The following is a 13,388-nucleotide window of genomic DNA, read 5'->3' as shown; positions in this document are numbered from 1 at the left end:
TGATGAGAGCAGAACCCGAAACCCGGTCATTCAGTGCCCGGGCTGGACACAGCATCTAGCTTACAGTTGAACGGAAACGAACCTTCGACCCTTACGATCCTGGCAAAGTGGCTGAGTCGACCCCAGAAGTTCCCCGAAAAAGACATCGGCTCGCGAGTCCCCACGCGCCGAATGTCATTCGCGCCATGGATCGACGACGATCACGCCGGTACCATCGAAGTCTTGAACATTCCGTGTGACCACAGTTAAACCATGAACCAGCGCGGTCGCCGCTATCAAGGCATCGGCTTCGTTGCGGCGATCTGGAATATGTAAGTGAGCACAGCGCGTCGCTATCGCGTCATCGATTGACAGAACTCGCTCCGCGAACTCAGGGCGGACACGGCTGTCCATCCATGCCCGCAGGCGAGAACCTTGGGAAGCGTCTCGACGCTGGATGCTTAAAATCCCGCGCTCAAGTTCCAGAATCGCAATCGCGGAAATGAATAGGTCGCTGGAATCTTGAGCACCGACCCACTTCGTCACATTCGGATCAGCTTTACCGTCTCCGACTTTGCGTAGCTCGGAGACGACGTTTGTATCCAGCAGATACTTCAAGACAGATCGACTCCGCGAGGTGCAATTTCGGCTCGGGGTGGATCGAACTCGATGGCTGACAAACCAGGCATTGAAAGAGCATCGACAAGATTGCGGCGCTTGCCGGTCAAGCGCTCGAACTCGCTGTAGGTCATCAACACATGGGACGGCTTCCCACGATCTGTGATAACTACAGGTCCTTTATTGGCAGCCTTCTTTGCCCTACTCACGTCGTGGTTCAACTCCCGGCTAGATAAACTTGTTATGCTCATACCAGCCTCCATGTAGGAACATGCCTACATATAGGTTATAGTTTGCTGCGAAGCAATGCCCGCGTTGAAGGAACCTGGACCCACGACCCTGTTGATTTCATGGTAAGCTGAGCTGACTCCGTTCCGACCGAAAACCAACATTCTTCTCTTCTGATCGGCAATTCGACCGACAAAATGAAATCGCTCATCAATAGTCTCGCTCAAAATCCCCGGCGCTCTTTCGGACAGCAACGTTTTTTTTGCAACAGAGCCCTTCCAGCATCATTCCGGTTCCTCCAATAGAAGTACCCAACCTGCGTCCTGCGTTTTCTCTTAAAGGTAATTGCGGACTGAACGCTGGCAAGCCCGCCTGATAAGATAATATTGCCCAAGCAATTTTGTTGCTTTGGTAACTCTTCGCCTCTGCAAGAGTGTCATTAGATAATCGCTCAAAAATCGGCCTCAACCGCTGATGGCGTCCGACCGGCGAAAGCGTGATGTCGAACTGCAACAAAACCTGCCGGTGTTCTCCTCCTCGATCTTCATGACCACCGGCCTGCGCGGATTTCTAAGACCATCAAGGAGCTTAATACCAACAGTCTGGCCGGCGTGTAATCTCACAAGTCCGAGAGCCAGAGTACCGACAAGACACTGGAGCTTAGCAGGAATAACGACTATTGGTGACCTTAGCGTTGCTTTAAAGAAACTGTGTAAGGATGCGGGTCTGTCTCCTACACCGGCAATTTGATGACGTTTCGAAGAAAACCAAAGATATTGCGCGACTTCGCAAGTTCTGCAGTAAACCATATGGGCGCGTTTGCTCCGGCAATATTTGCAGCAACTATCGCTATAATCATCGTCTATGTTGCAACGAACTGGCGGCTGGAACGATCACTAGACGACGAACGCTCAGTCGTTGCTGGTGAACTTGCCACCATATCATCTCGTCTTCAGACGAACCTCAACAGCAATGTGAAGCTGCTGCAAGGCCTGGCGGCTGGTATCGCCGTCAATCCGACGATGGACCAAAATGCCTTTTCCAAACTCGCCGCGGAGATTTTGCAGCCGGATTCACAGCTGCGAAGCTTCGCTGCAGCCCCCGGCATGGTGGTCAAGTGGGTTTATCCAGAAAAAGGAAACGAAAAGGCGATCGGGCTCGACTACCGAACGAACGAAAAGCAACGCGATAGCGCAATGTTGGCGCGCAATACCCACAATATCGTCCTGACAGGCCCTGTCGACCTCGTCCAAGGCGGAACGGCTTTCGTAGTCAGGTGCCCGGTTTATATCACTGATAGAAAAAGCCAGATCTTCTGGGGTCTTGTTTCTGGGATCGTAGACATACCGAGGCTCTACCGAGATAGCGGCCTTGGATCAACCGATCTTGAGATTGCCATCAGCGACGTACCGGAACCGAGGTTAGCCAAACAAGTCTTTCTTGGCGACCTGGAAACTTTCTCGAAGAATCCGGTCGCGACATCCGTTGATATGACTTATGGCCGATGGACACTTGTGGCAGTGCCTAAGGACGGATGGGGCCGAGACAGGGGTATAGCCACTTTTGAGCTCTATGCTTGCCTATTATCTTTGTGTGTCGTTGCGCCGATTGTCTGGGTAGGCTTTCTGATCAAATCACGCCAAAGGACCATTGAGAAACTTCGCCTTCACAAGAAAAAGCTCGTTCGAGCACGGCAAAGGCTCGAGCACCTGTCGTTGCACGACGCGCTGACGGGGCTTCCCAATCGCCGATTTATTGACGGGATGATCTCGCAGCCGCCGAGGCCCGGTCCAGAAAATTGTCTGATACTGATTCATGTCGACCTGGATCGATTTAAGGAGATCAACGACACGAAAGGACATGCCGGAGGTGATACGGTCTTGCAGGCGGCGGCTTCGCGCCTTGTCAACTTGGCCGGCCCAAGCGACATAGCGGCTCGGATCGGCGGAGACGAGTTCATCTTCGCTAGCTGGAGCGCCGATCCCGCACCGAGGGCAACCGAATTGGCTCAACAGATTGTCGATGCACTCAAGCAGCCCGTGTTCGTTGATGGTTTAGAGTGCGTGGTCGGAGCAAGCGTCGGCGTCGCCTGGGAGACCGAACGTACACAGCGAGATCTCAGTCAGCTACGTCTCAACGCCGATTTGGCTCTATACGAAGCGAAGAAAACGGGTCGCGGCCGGGCGGCGATATTCACAGAGGAACTTCGCACTGCTGCAATCCATACGAAGGAATTGGCGGACGAGTTCAATCATGCGCTCGATCGCGATGAACTGGTGGCGTTTTTCCAGCCGCAGTTTCATGCAGACACATTGGAGATCGCGGGTGTTGAGACACTTGCCCGTTGGGATCACCCGAAAAAAGGCTTGCTCCCCCCGAATAAATTTCTCGATGTCGCAGAAAATTTGGGACGCTCCGGCGACTTGGACAGGCTGATCCTGCAAAAGGCCCTGTTCGAGCTTACAAGATGGGACAGCCTGGGAATGCGTATCCCGCGTATCTCGGTCAATATTTCAGCGCGTCGACTGACGCAGGCAAATCTGCTTACCGAACTGGCTGAGCTACCTGTAGCCAACGGTCGCTTGTGTTTTGAGCTGCTCGAAACAATCTCCTTCGACGATCTTCAACCAGTTCTCGATGAGATAATTCCAGCTGTGAAAGAGCTCGGCATTGAAATCGAGATCGATGATTTCGGCACCGGACATGCCAGTATCGTGAGTTTGCTTAGATTTGAGCCACGAAGGCTTAAAATCGATCGGGAAATTATAAAACCGATCGTCACGTCTCCATCTCAGTGCCGCCTGGTTTCCTCGATTATCGAAATCGGCCGATCGCAAAATATCGACATCGTCGCGGAAGGCGTAGAGACAATGGAACATGCAAAAATCCTGAAAGAACTCGGTTGCCATTTGCTGCAAGGTTACGCTCTGGCACGACCAATGTCCTCAAAGCAGTTGATCGAATTTTGCTGCACCAAGGATAAGGAACTTAAACAGGTGGGATAAAGCTAAGCGCGCCTCCCGACCACCAAGAATCAACCGTGACCACAACGGCTTGGCGGAACAAATTATGAATTTTCGCAACCTCGCGATCCTGTTTAAGCTTCTGCCGTAAAGGAGGCTGCAAACCTTTCGCGCAACATCTTTTCGAGCGGACGAAAAGGGCAAAACGAGATCACGTTCGTTGTGCTGAGACCGCTGATCAAAGCTGTCATCGACGCTGTGGAAAGGATCGGAACCGGCGGCCTTGTTGTCTTTCAGACGCATGTCACCGCGCGCGATTAGCAGAGCGAACAATGCTCGCCGCACTAGAGTCGGCTCTCAACGGTATGCACGATCTTCCTAACTGCAGATTCCGTTGAAAACCCGCGATATCTTTTCGAAAATGCGCTTGCTGCGTTCCCGAATCTCTCGTCCGTTAGGAGGATAGTTAGGATATCTGTAATCGCCTGAGCTGAAACTCCGACAGGAAGCAGCAATCCTGCGCCGACACCAACGACCTGCGATGCGACCATAAATTGCTCCGCATTTTGGGGGCACATCAGCACCGGTCGGCCAGCGAGTAGTGCATCGTGGATCGTGCCGGTGCCGTATGTCACAACCAGACCACAAGACGTTAGGGCTGATGAGATATCGACCATGTCGCGCTGAATACGGAAATGGGGCGCTTGATCGTCATGAATACCGCCGGAAGGTAGCGTCGCCTTAACCGGTTGGTGCTGATCGGAATGGTATTGGTGTTCCATGACAAGCTTGCCACCGACATTGCCGCGCACCGCTACAAGCGCCATCGCTTTCCTGCCGAGATCATCGCTCACGCAGTGTGGCTCTATCATCGGTTGCCGCTGAGCCTGCGGGAGGTCGAGGATCTGCTCGCCGAGCGCGGGATCGATGTCTCGTTTCAAACCGTGTCGGAGTGGGCAGTGAAGTTCGGTCGCAAATTTGCCCATGATCTTCGACGGCGATCAAGAGGCAACTTTGCCGACAAATGGCGTCCTGACGAGATGGTCGTGTCCATCAAAAGAAAGAAATACTGGCTGTGGCGCGCCGTCGATGCCAATGGCTATGTACTCGACGCCCTCCTGCAAAGCCGGCGGAACAAGAAAGCCGCTGTTCGACTGATGCGAAAGCTGCTGAAAGGCCAAGGCCTCACGCCGCGTGTCATGATGACCGACAAGCTGTGCTCATACTCCGCCGCAAAGGCCGAGTTGATCCCAGGCATCGAACATCGTTCACACAAGGGCCTCAACAATCGAGCGGAGAATTCTCATCTGGTTGTGCGACGACGAGAGCGGCGCATGATGCGGTTCAAATCGGCGCGACAATGCCAGTCTTTCGTTTCGGCCCACGGCCAGATCGCCAACCTCTTCCTTCTCCATCGAAAGCATCTGACTGCCGCCGATCACCGCGAACTGCGTGGCGATGCCATCACGACATGGCGCGAAATCTCCTTGTCGATCAGTGCATGAAAGCAGAACCGGCCCATCTTCTCAAACCGCAGTCAACTAAGGCGACGCCACCTTCCGATCAGCACCAACCGGTTAAGGCGACGCTACCCTCCTGTCGTATGAGTGAAACCTCGACAGACATCGTCGTGCTGTCGGCGTTGTGCAGTGGCGGCAGAGCTGAAGGTCGGAGGCTTCGTGACTAGGCCTTTCTGGCCTTACGGTTCGCGTAGCGGCGGTCGCGTTCCGCCTTGCGTGCAGCCTCGTCTTCAATCACCCGCGCTGTACGAGCATTTTCGGCTTCCTCGCGTGCCTTGACTTCGGCCCTCGTCTCGGCCTCCGCGGCCGCCTGCCGTTCTGCCACCTCGGCTTCGGCGCTCGCGCGCTCGTCAAGCTTCAGGCGCTCGCGCTCAAGGCGTCGCTCCTCACGGGCGGAGGCGACGGCGGCGCGTTCTTCCTGTCTTGCGAGCTTCCTCGGTTCAGCGGCAGCCTTTGCGTCGCTGTAAGCTTTGAGAAGAGCCGATCTGGCGTCAGCGGATGCGGCGCGGCGGTCGGAGAATTCGTTGTTCTTGGTGTTCTTCAAAATCTTGATCCTAATAATAGGCTGGCAATTGAGATCAGCGCGTTTTCGAGCGCCGGGCACGAAGGGCAGGAGTTGCCGATGCCCGATCGGCCAGTTCCTTGGCGAGACGCGCCTCTCGAAGCCGCAAAGTCTTTGCGTCGCGGGCCTGTGCCACGGATTCTAACTCTTCCAGGGCGTTGTTCTTGGAAAAGAACTCAGTCTGTAGATTGCCGAATGCGATCTCCGCCTGCTGGCGAGATTTACTATATATCTCTGTCATTAAGTTCCTCGGTGTTGGCTAGGAAGCCGAAACAAAAAAGCCAGGCAAATTGCCTGGCTTCAAATTGATAGCGTGCTTCCGGCAGTGCTAGTACATCCGTGGTCAAAGGGAAGCAGATATCGATTAAGCGGACTGCAGATTGCAAGCCGACATCTTACCCGACTTCATGTCGCGCTCGAGCTCGAAGCCAATCTTCTGGCCTTCGACGAGTTCGCGCATCCCGGCGCGTTCTACGGCCGAGATGTGAACGAAGGCGTCAGCGCCGCCGTTATCAGGCTGAATGAAGCCGAAGCCCTTGGTGGAATTGAACCATTTTACTGTGCCAGTGGTCATGATGAACCCTTTCAAAGCATAGAGTGAGGGATCGCGAAGCGGATGCCACGCAGATGGAAACCGACTATTTTTGAAAGGGAAGTTCGTGTAAAGCGCGGCGCCAATCGCGCGGTAGACAAAGCTCGGCAAGCAAAAGATCGATGGCATGTCCATACGGGGCTTCGATCGCCGTGTCAACGTTTAGTTTTTGTTCCGGGCACGATTCTCGCCACGATTGTGTCCGGCGGCTTCTTCGATCCGCGCGGCATCAAAATACCGGTCGCGGTCCGTGCTTTTCCGGATGAGATCTACTAGGCTCCCAAGAGCTGGGCCCAAAAGGCGTACCCGAAGCTCATCTTCTATAACCGGCCTCCCAAGGGTGGTCACTTCGCAGCCTAGGAGCAGCCGGTGCTTTTTCACGGCCGATCTTCGCGCCGCCTTCAGGCCGCTTCGCAAATCGATCTGGCGGCTATAGTAGCGATGCGGCTCGCCGACTCATCGAGCGCGCATCTGTTCGCTCTGCTGGAATGCTGCGCATCGCGCACTGATGGCCACATCCGGCGGATAAGACTCTGGGTCTTCGATATTTCGGCTGCTGCCCCCGTTAACTCGGATGAAAGTCAAAAGATCGGCGTCTGCGTCGAGCAATCTTGTCGTATCCGGCAGTAGCCCCGTATAAGGCGCTATGACGTCTGATTCAAAGATCTTTGTCGGCCTGAGACCGACGCGAAACAAGCCGGCTGATCATCGCAAAACAAGCGGCCCGAGATGCCAATGGGACGGATGCGACGAGCAAGGCATGCATCGCGTGCCCGTGGGAGCGGATGCTGAGGGGCTGTACCTGTTGTTTTGCCGTGGCCATGCAAAAGAGTATAGCGAAGGCTACAATTACGTGGCGAAACTGTCGAACCCTGTCACGGCTCGCTATCAGAGGGAAGCGGCAAGTGGCAGCCGTCCTAGCTGGGGCGTTAGAATCAATCACACTTCTGAAACGCCCCTCCCCTCCTCAATTCGTTCCGGGACCGCGAAAACGATCAATGCAAGAAAAGACACTGCACAAAGGCAAGCGGCGAAAGCGGTCCCTCATTCCCGCAAACTTAAGGTGCTGGAAGCAAAAGCATTCGAAACGCTCGGTCTTTCACCGAGCGCGACGCCGGATGAAATTAGAAGCCGTTACAAGCAGAGGCTCAAGATGCACCATCCCGACGCAAACGATGGAGACCGCGCATCGGAGGAGGCGCTTCGGGCGACGATTGACGCCCATAGAATCCTGAAGCTCAATGGCTTCTGTTAGGTGCGATACCTGCTGGAACGCCCTGTAGGGGTTCGAACCTGTCGCGGCGTCTCACGGATTTCCCACGAGGGAACCTGCGTCCTTACGACGTGATCAGCAAACACCATCTCACTGCTTGTGGGTCACTGACATCAGCCCCGGGGGGAGATGGCGCGACCGGCGGCCTTCTGGATCTCACTCGCCAGCTTGGCAGCCGTTGGCGCTGCCCGCGTCGTTGAGACGACTGTGAGGCCATCGCTCGCATATACGGCAGACGATCGGCGGTGAGGCAATGGGCCCCGCGGTAGCCGACAGCGGCATTGTGGATTACCGCGTCGAACCGGCCAAGCTCGTTGACGCTGGCCGCGACTTACTTTGCGCCCGCGACAGTATCGAAGTCGCCCGATGACGATGCAACAATCCGGGTTCACAATTGAGCCGGACGCTAAACTCGTCGTCGTCCACGCGAAGGCGCTCCGCGTCGGTGAACTGCGTCTGCGACAGCAAGGAACCTCTAAAGAGGCGAAGCGTTATCTCCCGCATTATTGCTGGAGACAGGATCGATGTACGTTATCGTTGGCGGGACGGGCCACGTCGGCTCCGTCGTGACGAAGACACTGCTCGACGAGGGCGAGGCCGTCACCGTCGTCACGCGAAACCCTGACAAGGTCGGGGCATGGCGACAGCAGGGCGCGAAGGTCGCCCTTGCCGACGTCCACGACGTGACCTCGCTGCGCGAAGGCGTTCCGACACGGGAAGCGGGCCTTCCTGCTGAACCCGAACGCTGACATCTCAAGCGATACGGATCGGGAGGAACGCGAGACCGTGCGCTGCCTGCTCGAAGCGATTGAAGGGTCCGGGCTGGAGAAGGTGGTGGCATAATCAACCATGGGCGCGCAGCCGGGCGAGAAATGCGGCGATCTCAACGTCCTTTACGAACTGGAAGTGGGCCTGAGGAACCAGCCGATTCCCGCCAGTATCATCCGCGCAGCCTACTACTACAGCAACTGGGATACGATGGTGGGGTCCGTCATGAAGGACGGGGTACTATCGACCATGCTCCCAGCCAACCTCAAGCTCCCGATGGTCGCACTGGAGGATCTGGGAAGGGTGGCTGCGCGGCTCCTGCAGGCGCCGATCGAACAGATTAGCATACACCCTGTCGAGGGGCCGAACCGTTACTCCCCTAACGATGTCGCCGCGGCCTTCGCCGCCTCCCTTGGCCGGGACGTTCGCGTTGACGTGATCCCGCGCGAAACCTGGGAAGACGCATATCGCAGTTTGGGCTTCTCCGACGCGGCGGCTCGTTCATATGCAAGGATGACGGCTCTCACCGCCGATGGTCCCGAGTATCCTGAGAATTCTATTCGGGGATCGATCTCGCTCCAAACCTACATAGACAACCTCGTTCGCGGGAGATCGTCCCCAACGCGGTGACGATCGTCGACAAAAGCGATGCGGTCGCCGCCGAGGTGGCGGCATCGGACTATCTCCGACCTATATCGCCGCACCGTACACCGAGCGCGGTGAGTTGCTGCCGATCCTCAAAGAATTTGCCGTTGACCGCAGCAGCATTGCGGCGTTCTGGCCAGAAAGCCGGCGCGGCAGCCCGAATGTGAAAGCGTTCGTGTCCTTCCTCGGGGGAGATCTTCACATCACCGACGCCTTGGGACACGGTTTTCGCGAGGCAGGTATGACGATGAAAGCTAGGCTAAAGGTCGTCGATTGATGTGATCGACAAAAGTTGTCGACGCAGCCGCAAGCTCGTCCCGAAGGCAAGCACTTTGTCTCCGGGACGAGCCAAGTTTACAGGTTTCTGAACCCGCATTGGCGCTATCAGTCACAGCGTCTCATGGTTTTGGTAACCTGATCGCCGTTTTCATCAGTGCGGGTGACGCTCCTTGTCATGCATCGGCCGTGATCGTTATAGCGATTGTAACGGTCGCGATCGCGAACCGAACCGACGGAGATGCCCCGATCACTTAGCGCAACATACGGATGGTGATGTCGATGGTGGCGATAGCCTTGATCATAGGAAGGCCCGTCGACAATTACCTCTTCAGCGGCCGCGGGCAAAGCAGCGCCGATGGTGACGGCGGCCGCACAGGCAATAATTGTCTTTCGCATTTGCGTATCCTCCTTAATTTCCCTGATGATCAACTGCCAAAGTGGAATAATGTTCCAGCCAGCTGGCCCGAGCGCCCGGCATTATACGACCGCTCGTTCACATCCTTACAGGCGCTGCCGCCGTCTTTAGGAAGCGATCAAGGGGTCGTCGCCGAGCATTTAAACTGAGTTTCGGACAGCCCTGACCGAGACCGTTGGGCCGCGCCAACCTATATGTTTTTGTGCCACATCAACTCCATCCAGACGGAGTGACTTTCGTGCGGGCCGTCGCCGCGATCGACTTCGCGATTTGCAACGCCTCGATCCCAATCTGGCGAAGCAAGCCTGTCGTCGCAGCATTGAAGCCACAGAAGTACAAATTGTCCTTTCCCGGTTGAAGCTCGTTCCTGGCCGGCTTCCCGGCATTCGAAAACCGATCCGCCAAATCCGGCAGAAGTGTCTCAAGAGACGGCCTATAGCCTGTCGCCAGCACAATCCCATCAAATTCTGCGGATCGATCATTAGCGAAGTACATGTTCGCACCGTCCGACTTTTCGATGCCGGAGAACATCTTGATCCGACCATCTCTGATCTTCGCGATGGTACCAATGTCGATCAAGGGAGTCCGGCCTTGTTCTATCATCGTGGTCAGAGGGCCTTGCTGGGAGTGCTTGAGACCCAGTTGCTCGATATCGCGGTAGCGCCAATGCAGAAACGGCGCGTTAACTGCATCGACCATTCTGTACGGAAATCGTTGTTGAACGATGGCGATCGTCGCGCTTGGCACACCGAATATCTCCCTCGGAACGACATTGACCGGACCGCGAACCGACATGGCAACATCAAGACCCGCTTCGGCACATTCCAGTGCAATCTCTCCTGCCGAATTTCCAAACCCGACTACCAAGATTCGACGTGCGTCGAGGGCAGAAGCGTTCCGGTATTCAGAAGAGTGAATAATGGTTCCTGGAAAATTGTTCTGACCGCTCCAATTCGGTCTGAAGGGAGACCTTGAGAGACCGGTTGCGATTACGACGGCTCTCGCCTCGAACACATCGCCATCGGTGGTCTCGACAATCCAGTCTGTCTTTTTTGCTACATAGGCGACGGTCTTGTCAGTGAGAATTCGAAGGCTGTTTGCCCGCGCATAGCTTTCGAGGTAGTCGATGACCTGCAGTCGCGACGGATATTTTGGATAACCGGCGGGCATCGGCCTTCCCGGAAGCGCTGAGTGGCTTTTGTCAGTATGGAGGTGAAGACGATCGTAGTGCCTCCGCCAAGATGCGCCGAGCCTATTCGTCGCTTCAAGGATAATGGAACCGCAGCCTCGTGCGCGGAGCGCCGCGGCGCATGCCAACCCGGCCGGGCCTGCGCCGACGATGACTGTCTCCTCATCAGCCATGGGCAACTCCCCGAGTAAGCTCCTGTCTTCAACGCCTGAGGCTACACGATCATCGGGCTCGATGCATACCCATCTGCATACGTCTCTTGACGCTTGACCCAACAAGAGCTTGCATTCTGGTCCAGACCGAACCGAGACATGAACAGGGCTAGCTTGATACTGACAGGCTCAAGAGTCCGTATAGTGTCAGAGAGGTCTACACCGGCAGGCCTCTCTGTGCTTGGTGTTTTATACCTTTGCCTTGCGCTCACGCTTCGGCTTTTCAGCTTCCGTCCCGTCCGACACAGGCTTTGCTTCCTTTGCTTTCAGGGCTGCCGGCTTCCGAGCAGCTGCCTTCGTCGCTGGCGCTTTGGCCTTTGCCTTGGCGGTGCTTAGAAGTGTTGCGCGCCGCGAACGGTTTTCCTCGAGCGCCTTCTGAAACGAAACGTCGCTCTCGGCATGCTGGAGAAGATCGTCGAGGAACTCTGCGACTTGTGCCGTTGTTTCCAGGACGACATAGCTTAGTCCCTGGCCTGCATCGATCGAGTCTCGACCGATGGTCACACCGAGACCGCCGGGCACGCGCTGAAACCAAGTCGAGCGCCATTTGTTGAAACCGGCGGCGTCACTCTCAAATTCGGAGAGATATGCCTTCTGATCGGCGACCCTGACGCGGAAGGCGTCGACGGCGCTGCGTGTGCCGGCCTTCGGCCTGTCAGATTTCCTGGAGGACCACTTTTCCAAAAAACTCGTCATTATGATTGTCTCTTCCGTTGGTATTCGTCATCAAACGAATTGCAAATGCTTCGCGTCGATAAGGCATTCGTGCGCCTATCTGCCCGAAGGTTTTATAGAATTGCCGTATCATGGCAACATCGTAAGCCCGGTCTGAAAGACGTGAGTCAAATATGGATCGCAGCTGCGTCCCCTGCCGATTTCGGTGGGTGGCAGTCCGAAGGATCGGCCGTGGGCTTTTCACACCACGGCCTGACCGTTAAAGTTCCGGTATTCGATTGGTTGGATCTGTAATGACGTCTCAGCTCGACATGTTCTCCGGAAATCCGCAGGCGCCAAGCCGGCCACGAAATGCGCGTGCGCGTTTCCAAGAGCCCGGGGGGCGCCCGACGAAGCGGAGATGGTTCGTATCCTGGAGGCAACCGAACGCTATCAGATCCTGCGAAAGCTCGAACCGCGTGCGGTCGTCGCCGTTGCAAGGCATGGTTATCCGCTGCGAGGTGTCATCCTCGACACAGAGACGACCGGTCTCGACGCACACCAAGACGAAGTTATCGAAATCGGTTTGATCGGCTTTTCCTTCAACGACAAGGGCGAGATCGGTGACGTCACCGCAGTCTACAGCGCTCTGCAACCGCCGAGCGTACCGATCTCGCAAGACATTACCAGGCTGACGGGCATCACGGATGCGATGGTCCGCGGAAAGGCTATCGACATGTCGGCCGTGCGGGCTCTGGTTGAGCCGGCGGACCTGATCATCGCTCACAATGCCGGCTTCGATCGCCCCTTCTGCGAGGCCTTGTCACCGACCTTCGCCCGGAAGGCCTGGACCTGCTCGAACTCGGAAATCGATTGGGGCATTCGCGGCTACGAGGGCACCAAACTCGGCTATCTAATCAATCAGAGTGGATATTTTCATGTCGGGCACCGCGCCGTCGACGATTGCTTTGCGCTGCTGGAGGTGCTGGCCCGTTCCAGGGAAGATGGCGATCGATTGCCCTTTGCCGAACTTTACGACGCGAGCAAGCGGTCGCGGGTGCGCATCTTTGCGGAGGGCGCGCCTTTTGATCTCAAGGACCTGCTGAAGGCAAGAGGCTATCGCTGGTCCGACGGCAGCGACGGCCGTCCGAAATCGTGGTGGATCGAAATGGCCGAGGAAGCGGTGGAGGAGGAGCTGCGGTTCCTGCGGAATGATATCTACCGGCGGAAGGAAGCGGATCCGCCGGTGCAGCGGCTGACGGCGTTCGACCGGTTCAGGGGCCGAAGGTAGTTTCAATGCCGATTTGCCCCTGGGCATAGCTCATGTGATATCGAGAGGTGAGGTTGCGGCCGCGGAGTCGAACCGCCTATATCGGCTTGCCTTAACCGACGAGCGCTCCGGCGCTCTTAGCCGCATTTCCTGTCCACATTCCCTCCTGGGATCTGAAATCTACTACCAGTGCGACAGTTTTCCAGTTGCCAAATAGGACT

Annotated in this window: 15 protein-coding genes and 3 pseudogenes; 9 read left to right on the top strand and 9 right to left on the bottom strand. The window is 56.2% G+C overall.

From position 1 onward, the window contains the following. Positions 1 to 174: 174 nt before the first annotated feature. From CCGE531_RS29065 to CCGE531_RS34515, 3 genes are all read right to left on the bottom strand, one after another. Entirely contained in the window at positions 175 to 597 is a 423-nt protein-coding gene (locus CCGE531_RS29065) for a type II toxin-antitoxin system VapC family toxin (RefSeq protein WP_120670287.1), read from the bottom strand. Then, entirely contained in the window at positions 594 to 848 is a 255-nt protein-coding gene (locus CCGE531_RS29060) for a type II toxin-antitoxin system Phd/YefM family antitoxin (RefSeq protein ID WP_120670285.1), read from the bottom strand. Before CCGE531_RS29060 ends, CCGE531_RS29065 begins: the two co-directional genes overlap by 4 nt. A 187-nt stretch (positions 849 to 1,035) precedes the next feature. Then, the gene (locus tag CCGE531_RS34515; RefSeq protein WP_162944070.1) at positions 1,036 to 1,338 is read right to left on the bottom strand and encodes a hypothetical protein; all 303 of its coding nucleotides are present in this window, start codon (positions 1,336 to 1,338) and stop codon (positions 1,036 to 1,038) included. A 236-nt stretch (positions 1,339 to 1,574) separates the two neighbouring features. Here CCGE531_RS34515 and CCGE531_RS29055 point away from each other — a divergent pair, with 236 nt between their 5' ends. Then, positions 1,575 to 3,830: a bifunctional diguanylate cyclase/phosphodiesterase gene (locus CCGE531_RS29055; protein WP_120670283.1), complete on the top strand. Its 2,256-nt coding sequence runs from the start codon at positions 1,575 to 1,577 to the stop codon at positions 3,828 to 3,830. Between the two features lie 302 nt (positions 3,831 to 4,132). Here the strand turns inward: CCGE531_RS29055 and CCGE531_RS34510 are convergent, their stop codons facing one another. After that, positions 4,133 to 4,570, bottom strand: a complete 438-nt coding sequence (locus tag CCGE531_RS34510; RefSeq protein WP_162944068.1) for a hypothetical protein — start codon at positions 4,568 to 4,570, stop codon at positions 4,133 to 4,135. Here CCGE531_RS34510 and CCGE531_RS29050 point away from each other — a divergent pair. Continuing rightward, the gene (locus CCGE531_RS29050) at positions 4,553 to 5,293 is read left to right on the top strand and encodes an IS6 family transposase (RefSeq protein WP_120670630.1); all 741 of its coding nucleotides are present in this window, start codon (positions 4,553 to 4,555) and stop codon (positions 5,291 to 5,293) included. The two genes, CCGE531_RS34510 and CCGE531_RS29050, sit on opposite strands and share 18 nt — an antisense overlap. A 178-nt stretch (positions 5,294 to 5,471) precedes the next feature. On the opposite strand, the gene CCGE531_RS29045 is transcribed toward CCGE531_RS29050, so the two are convergent. From CCGE531_RS29045 to CCGE531_RS29035, 3 genes are all read right to left on the bottom strand, one after another. Beyond that, positions 5,472 to 5,852 (bottom strand): DUF6481 family protein, encoded by a 381-nt coding sequence (locus tag CCGE531_RS29045; RefSeq protein ID WP_120670281.1) that lies wholly within the window; start codon positions 5,850 to 5,852, stop codon positions 5,472 to 5,474. A 34-nt stretch (positions 5,853 to 5,886) separates the two neighbouring features. Beyond that, on the bottom strand, positions 5,887 to 6,111 hold the full coding sequence (locus tag CCGE531_RS29040) for a hypothetical protein (RefSeq protein WP_120670279.1): 225 nt from the start codon (positions 6,109 to 6,111) through the stop codon (positions 5,887 to 5,889). 123 nt (positions 6,112 to 6,234) lie between these two features. After that, positions 6,235 to 6,444 (bottom strand): cold-shock protein, encoded by a 210-nt coding sequence (locus CCGE531_RS29035; RefSeq protein WP_018902430.1) that lies wholly within the window; start codon positions 6,442 to 6,444, stop codon positions 6,235 to 6,237. A 219-nt stretch (positions 6,445 to 6,663) separates the two neighbouring features. Between CCGE531_RS29035 and CCGE531_RS34955 the strand changes: the two are divergent. The 6 genes and pseudogenes from CCGE531_RS34955 to CCGE531_RS34505 all read left to right on the top strand — a co-directional run. Beyond that, positions 6,664 to 6,898, top strand: a pseudogene (locus tag CCGE531_RS34955) (epoxide hydrolase); the annotation flags it as partial. A gap of 210 nt (positions 6,899 to 7,108) precedes the next feature. After that, on the top strand, positions 7,109 to 7,717 hold the full coding sequence (locus CCGE531_RS29025; RefSeq protein ID WP_120670277.1) for a J domain-containing protein: 609 nt from the start codon (positions 7,109 to 7,111) through the stop codon (positions 7,715 to 7,717). Between the two features lie 542 nt (positions 7,718 to 8,259). Beyond that, positions 8,260 to 8,484, top strand: a complete 225-nt coding sequence (locus CCGE531_RS35320) for an NAD(P)H-binding protein (protein WP_348633040.1) — start codon at positions 8,260 to 8,262, stop codon at positions 8,482 to 8,484. 100 nt (positions 8,485 to 8,584) lie between these two features. Next, positions 8,585 to 9,133: an NmrA family NAD(P)-binding protein gene (locus CCGE531_RS35315; RefSeq protein ID WP_348633038.1), complete on the top strand. Its 549-nt coding sequence runs from the start codon at positions 8,585 to 8,587 to the stop codon at positions 9,131 to 9,133. Then, positions 9,112 to 9,393: pseudogene (locus CCGE531_RS29015) on the top strand (LysR substrate-binding domain-containing protein); the annotation flags it as partial. The gene CCGE531_RS35315 and the pseudogene CCGE531_RS29015, both read left to right, overlap by 22 nt. 313 nt (positions 9,394 to 9,706) lie before the next feature. Continuing rightward, complete coding sequence (locus tag CCGE531_RS34505) at positions 9,707 to 9,991, top strand: hypothetical protein (RefSeq protein WP_162944067.1); 285 nt, start codon at positions 9,707 to 9,709, stop codon at positions 9,989 to 9,991. Positions 9,992 to 10,052: 61 nt separating this feature from the next. On the opposite strand, the gene CCGE531_RS29005 is transcribed toward CCGE531_RS34505, so the two are convergent. Beyond that, positions 10,053 to 11,204 (bottom strand): NAD(P)/FAD-dependent oxidoreductase, encoded by a 1,152-nt coding sequence (locus CCGE531_RS29005; RefSeq protein WP_120670273.1) that lies wholly within the window; start codon positions 11,202 to 11,204, stop codon positions 10,053 to 10,055. A 228-nt stretch (positions 11,205 to 11,432) separates the two neighbouring features. Beyond that, positions 11,433 to 11,939: a hypothetical protein gene (locus CCGE531_RS29000; protein ID WP_120670271.1), complete on the bottom strand. Its 507-nt coding sequence runs from the start codon at positions 11,937 to 11,939 to the stop codon at positions 11,433 to 11,435. Between the two features lie 272 nt (positions 11,940 to 12,211). On the opposite strand from CCGE531_RS29000, the pseudogene CCGE531_RS28995 reads away from it, so the two are divergent. Further along, positions 12,212 to 13,188 (top strand): annotated as a pseudogene (locus tag CCGE531_RS28995) (3'-5' exonuclease). Positions 13,189 to 13,388 lie beyond the last annotated feature (200 nt).

Source organism: Rhizobium sp. CCGE531 (assembly GCF_003627795.1).
Lineage (GTDB): Bacteria > Pseudomonadota > Alphaproteobacteria > Rhizobiales > Rhizobiaceae > Rhizobium.
Note: the sequence above shows the minus strand (reverse complement) of the source record. Positions and strands in the feature narration are given on the sequence as shown.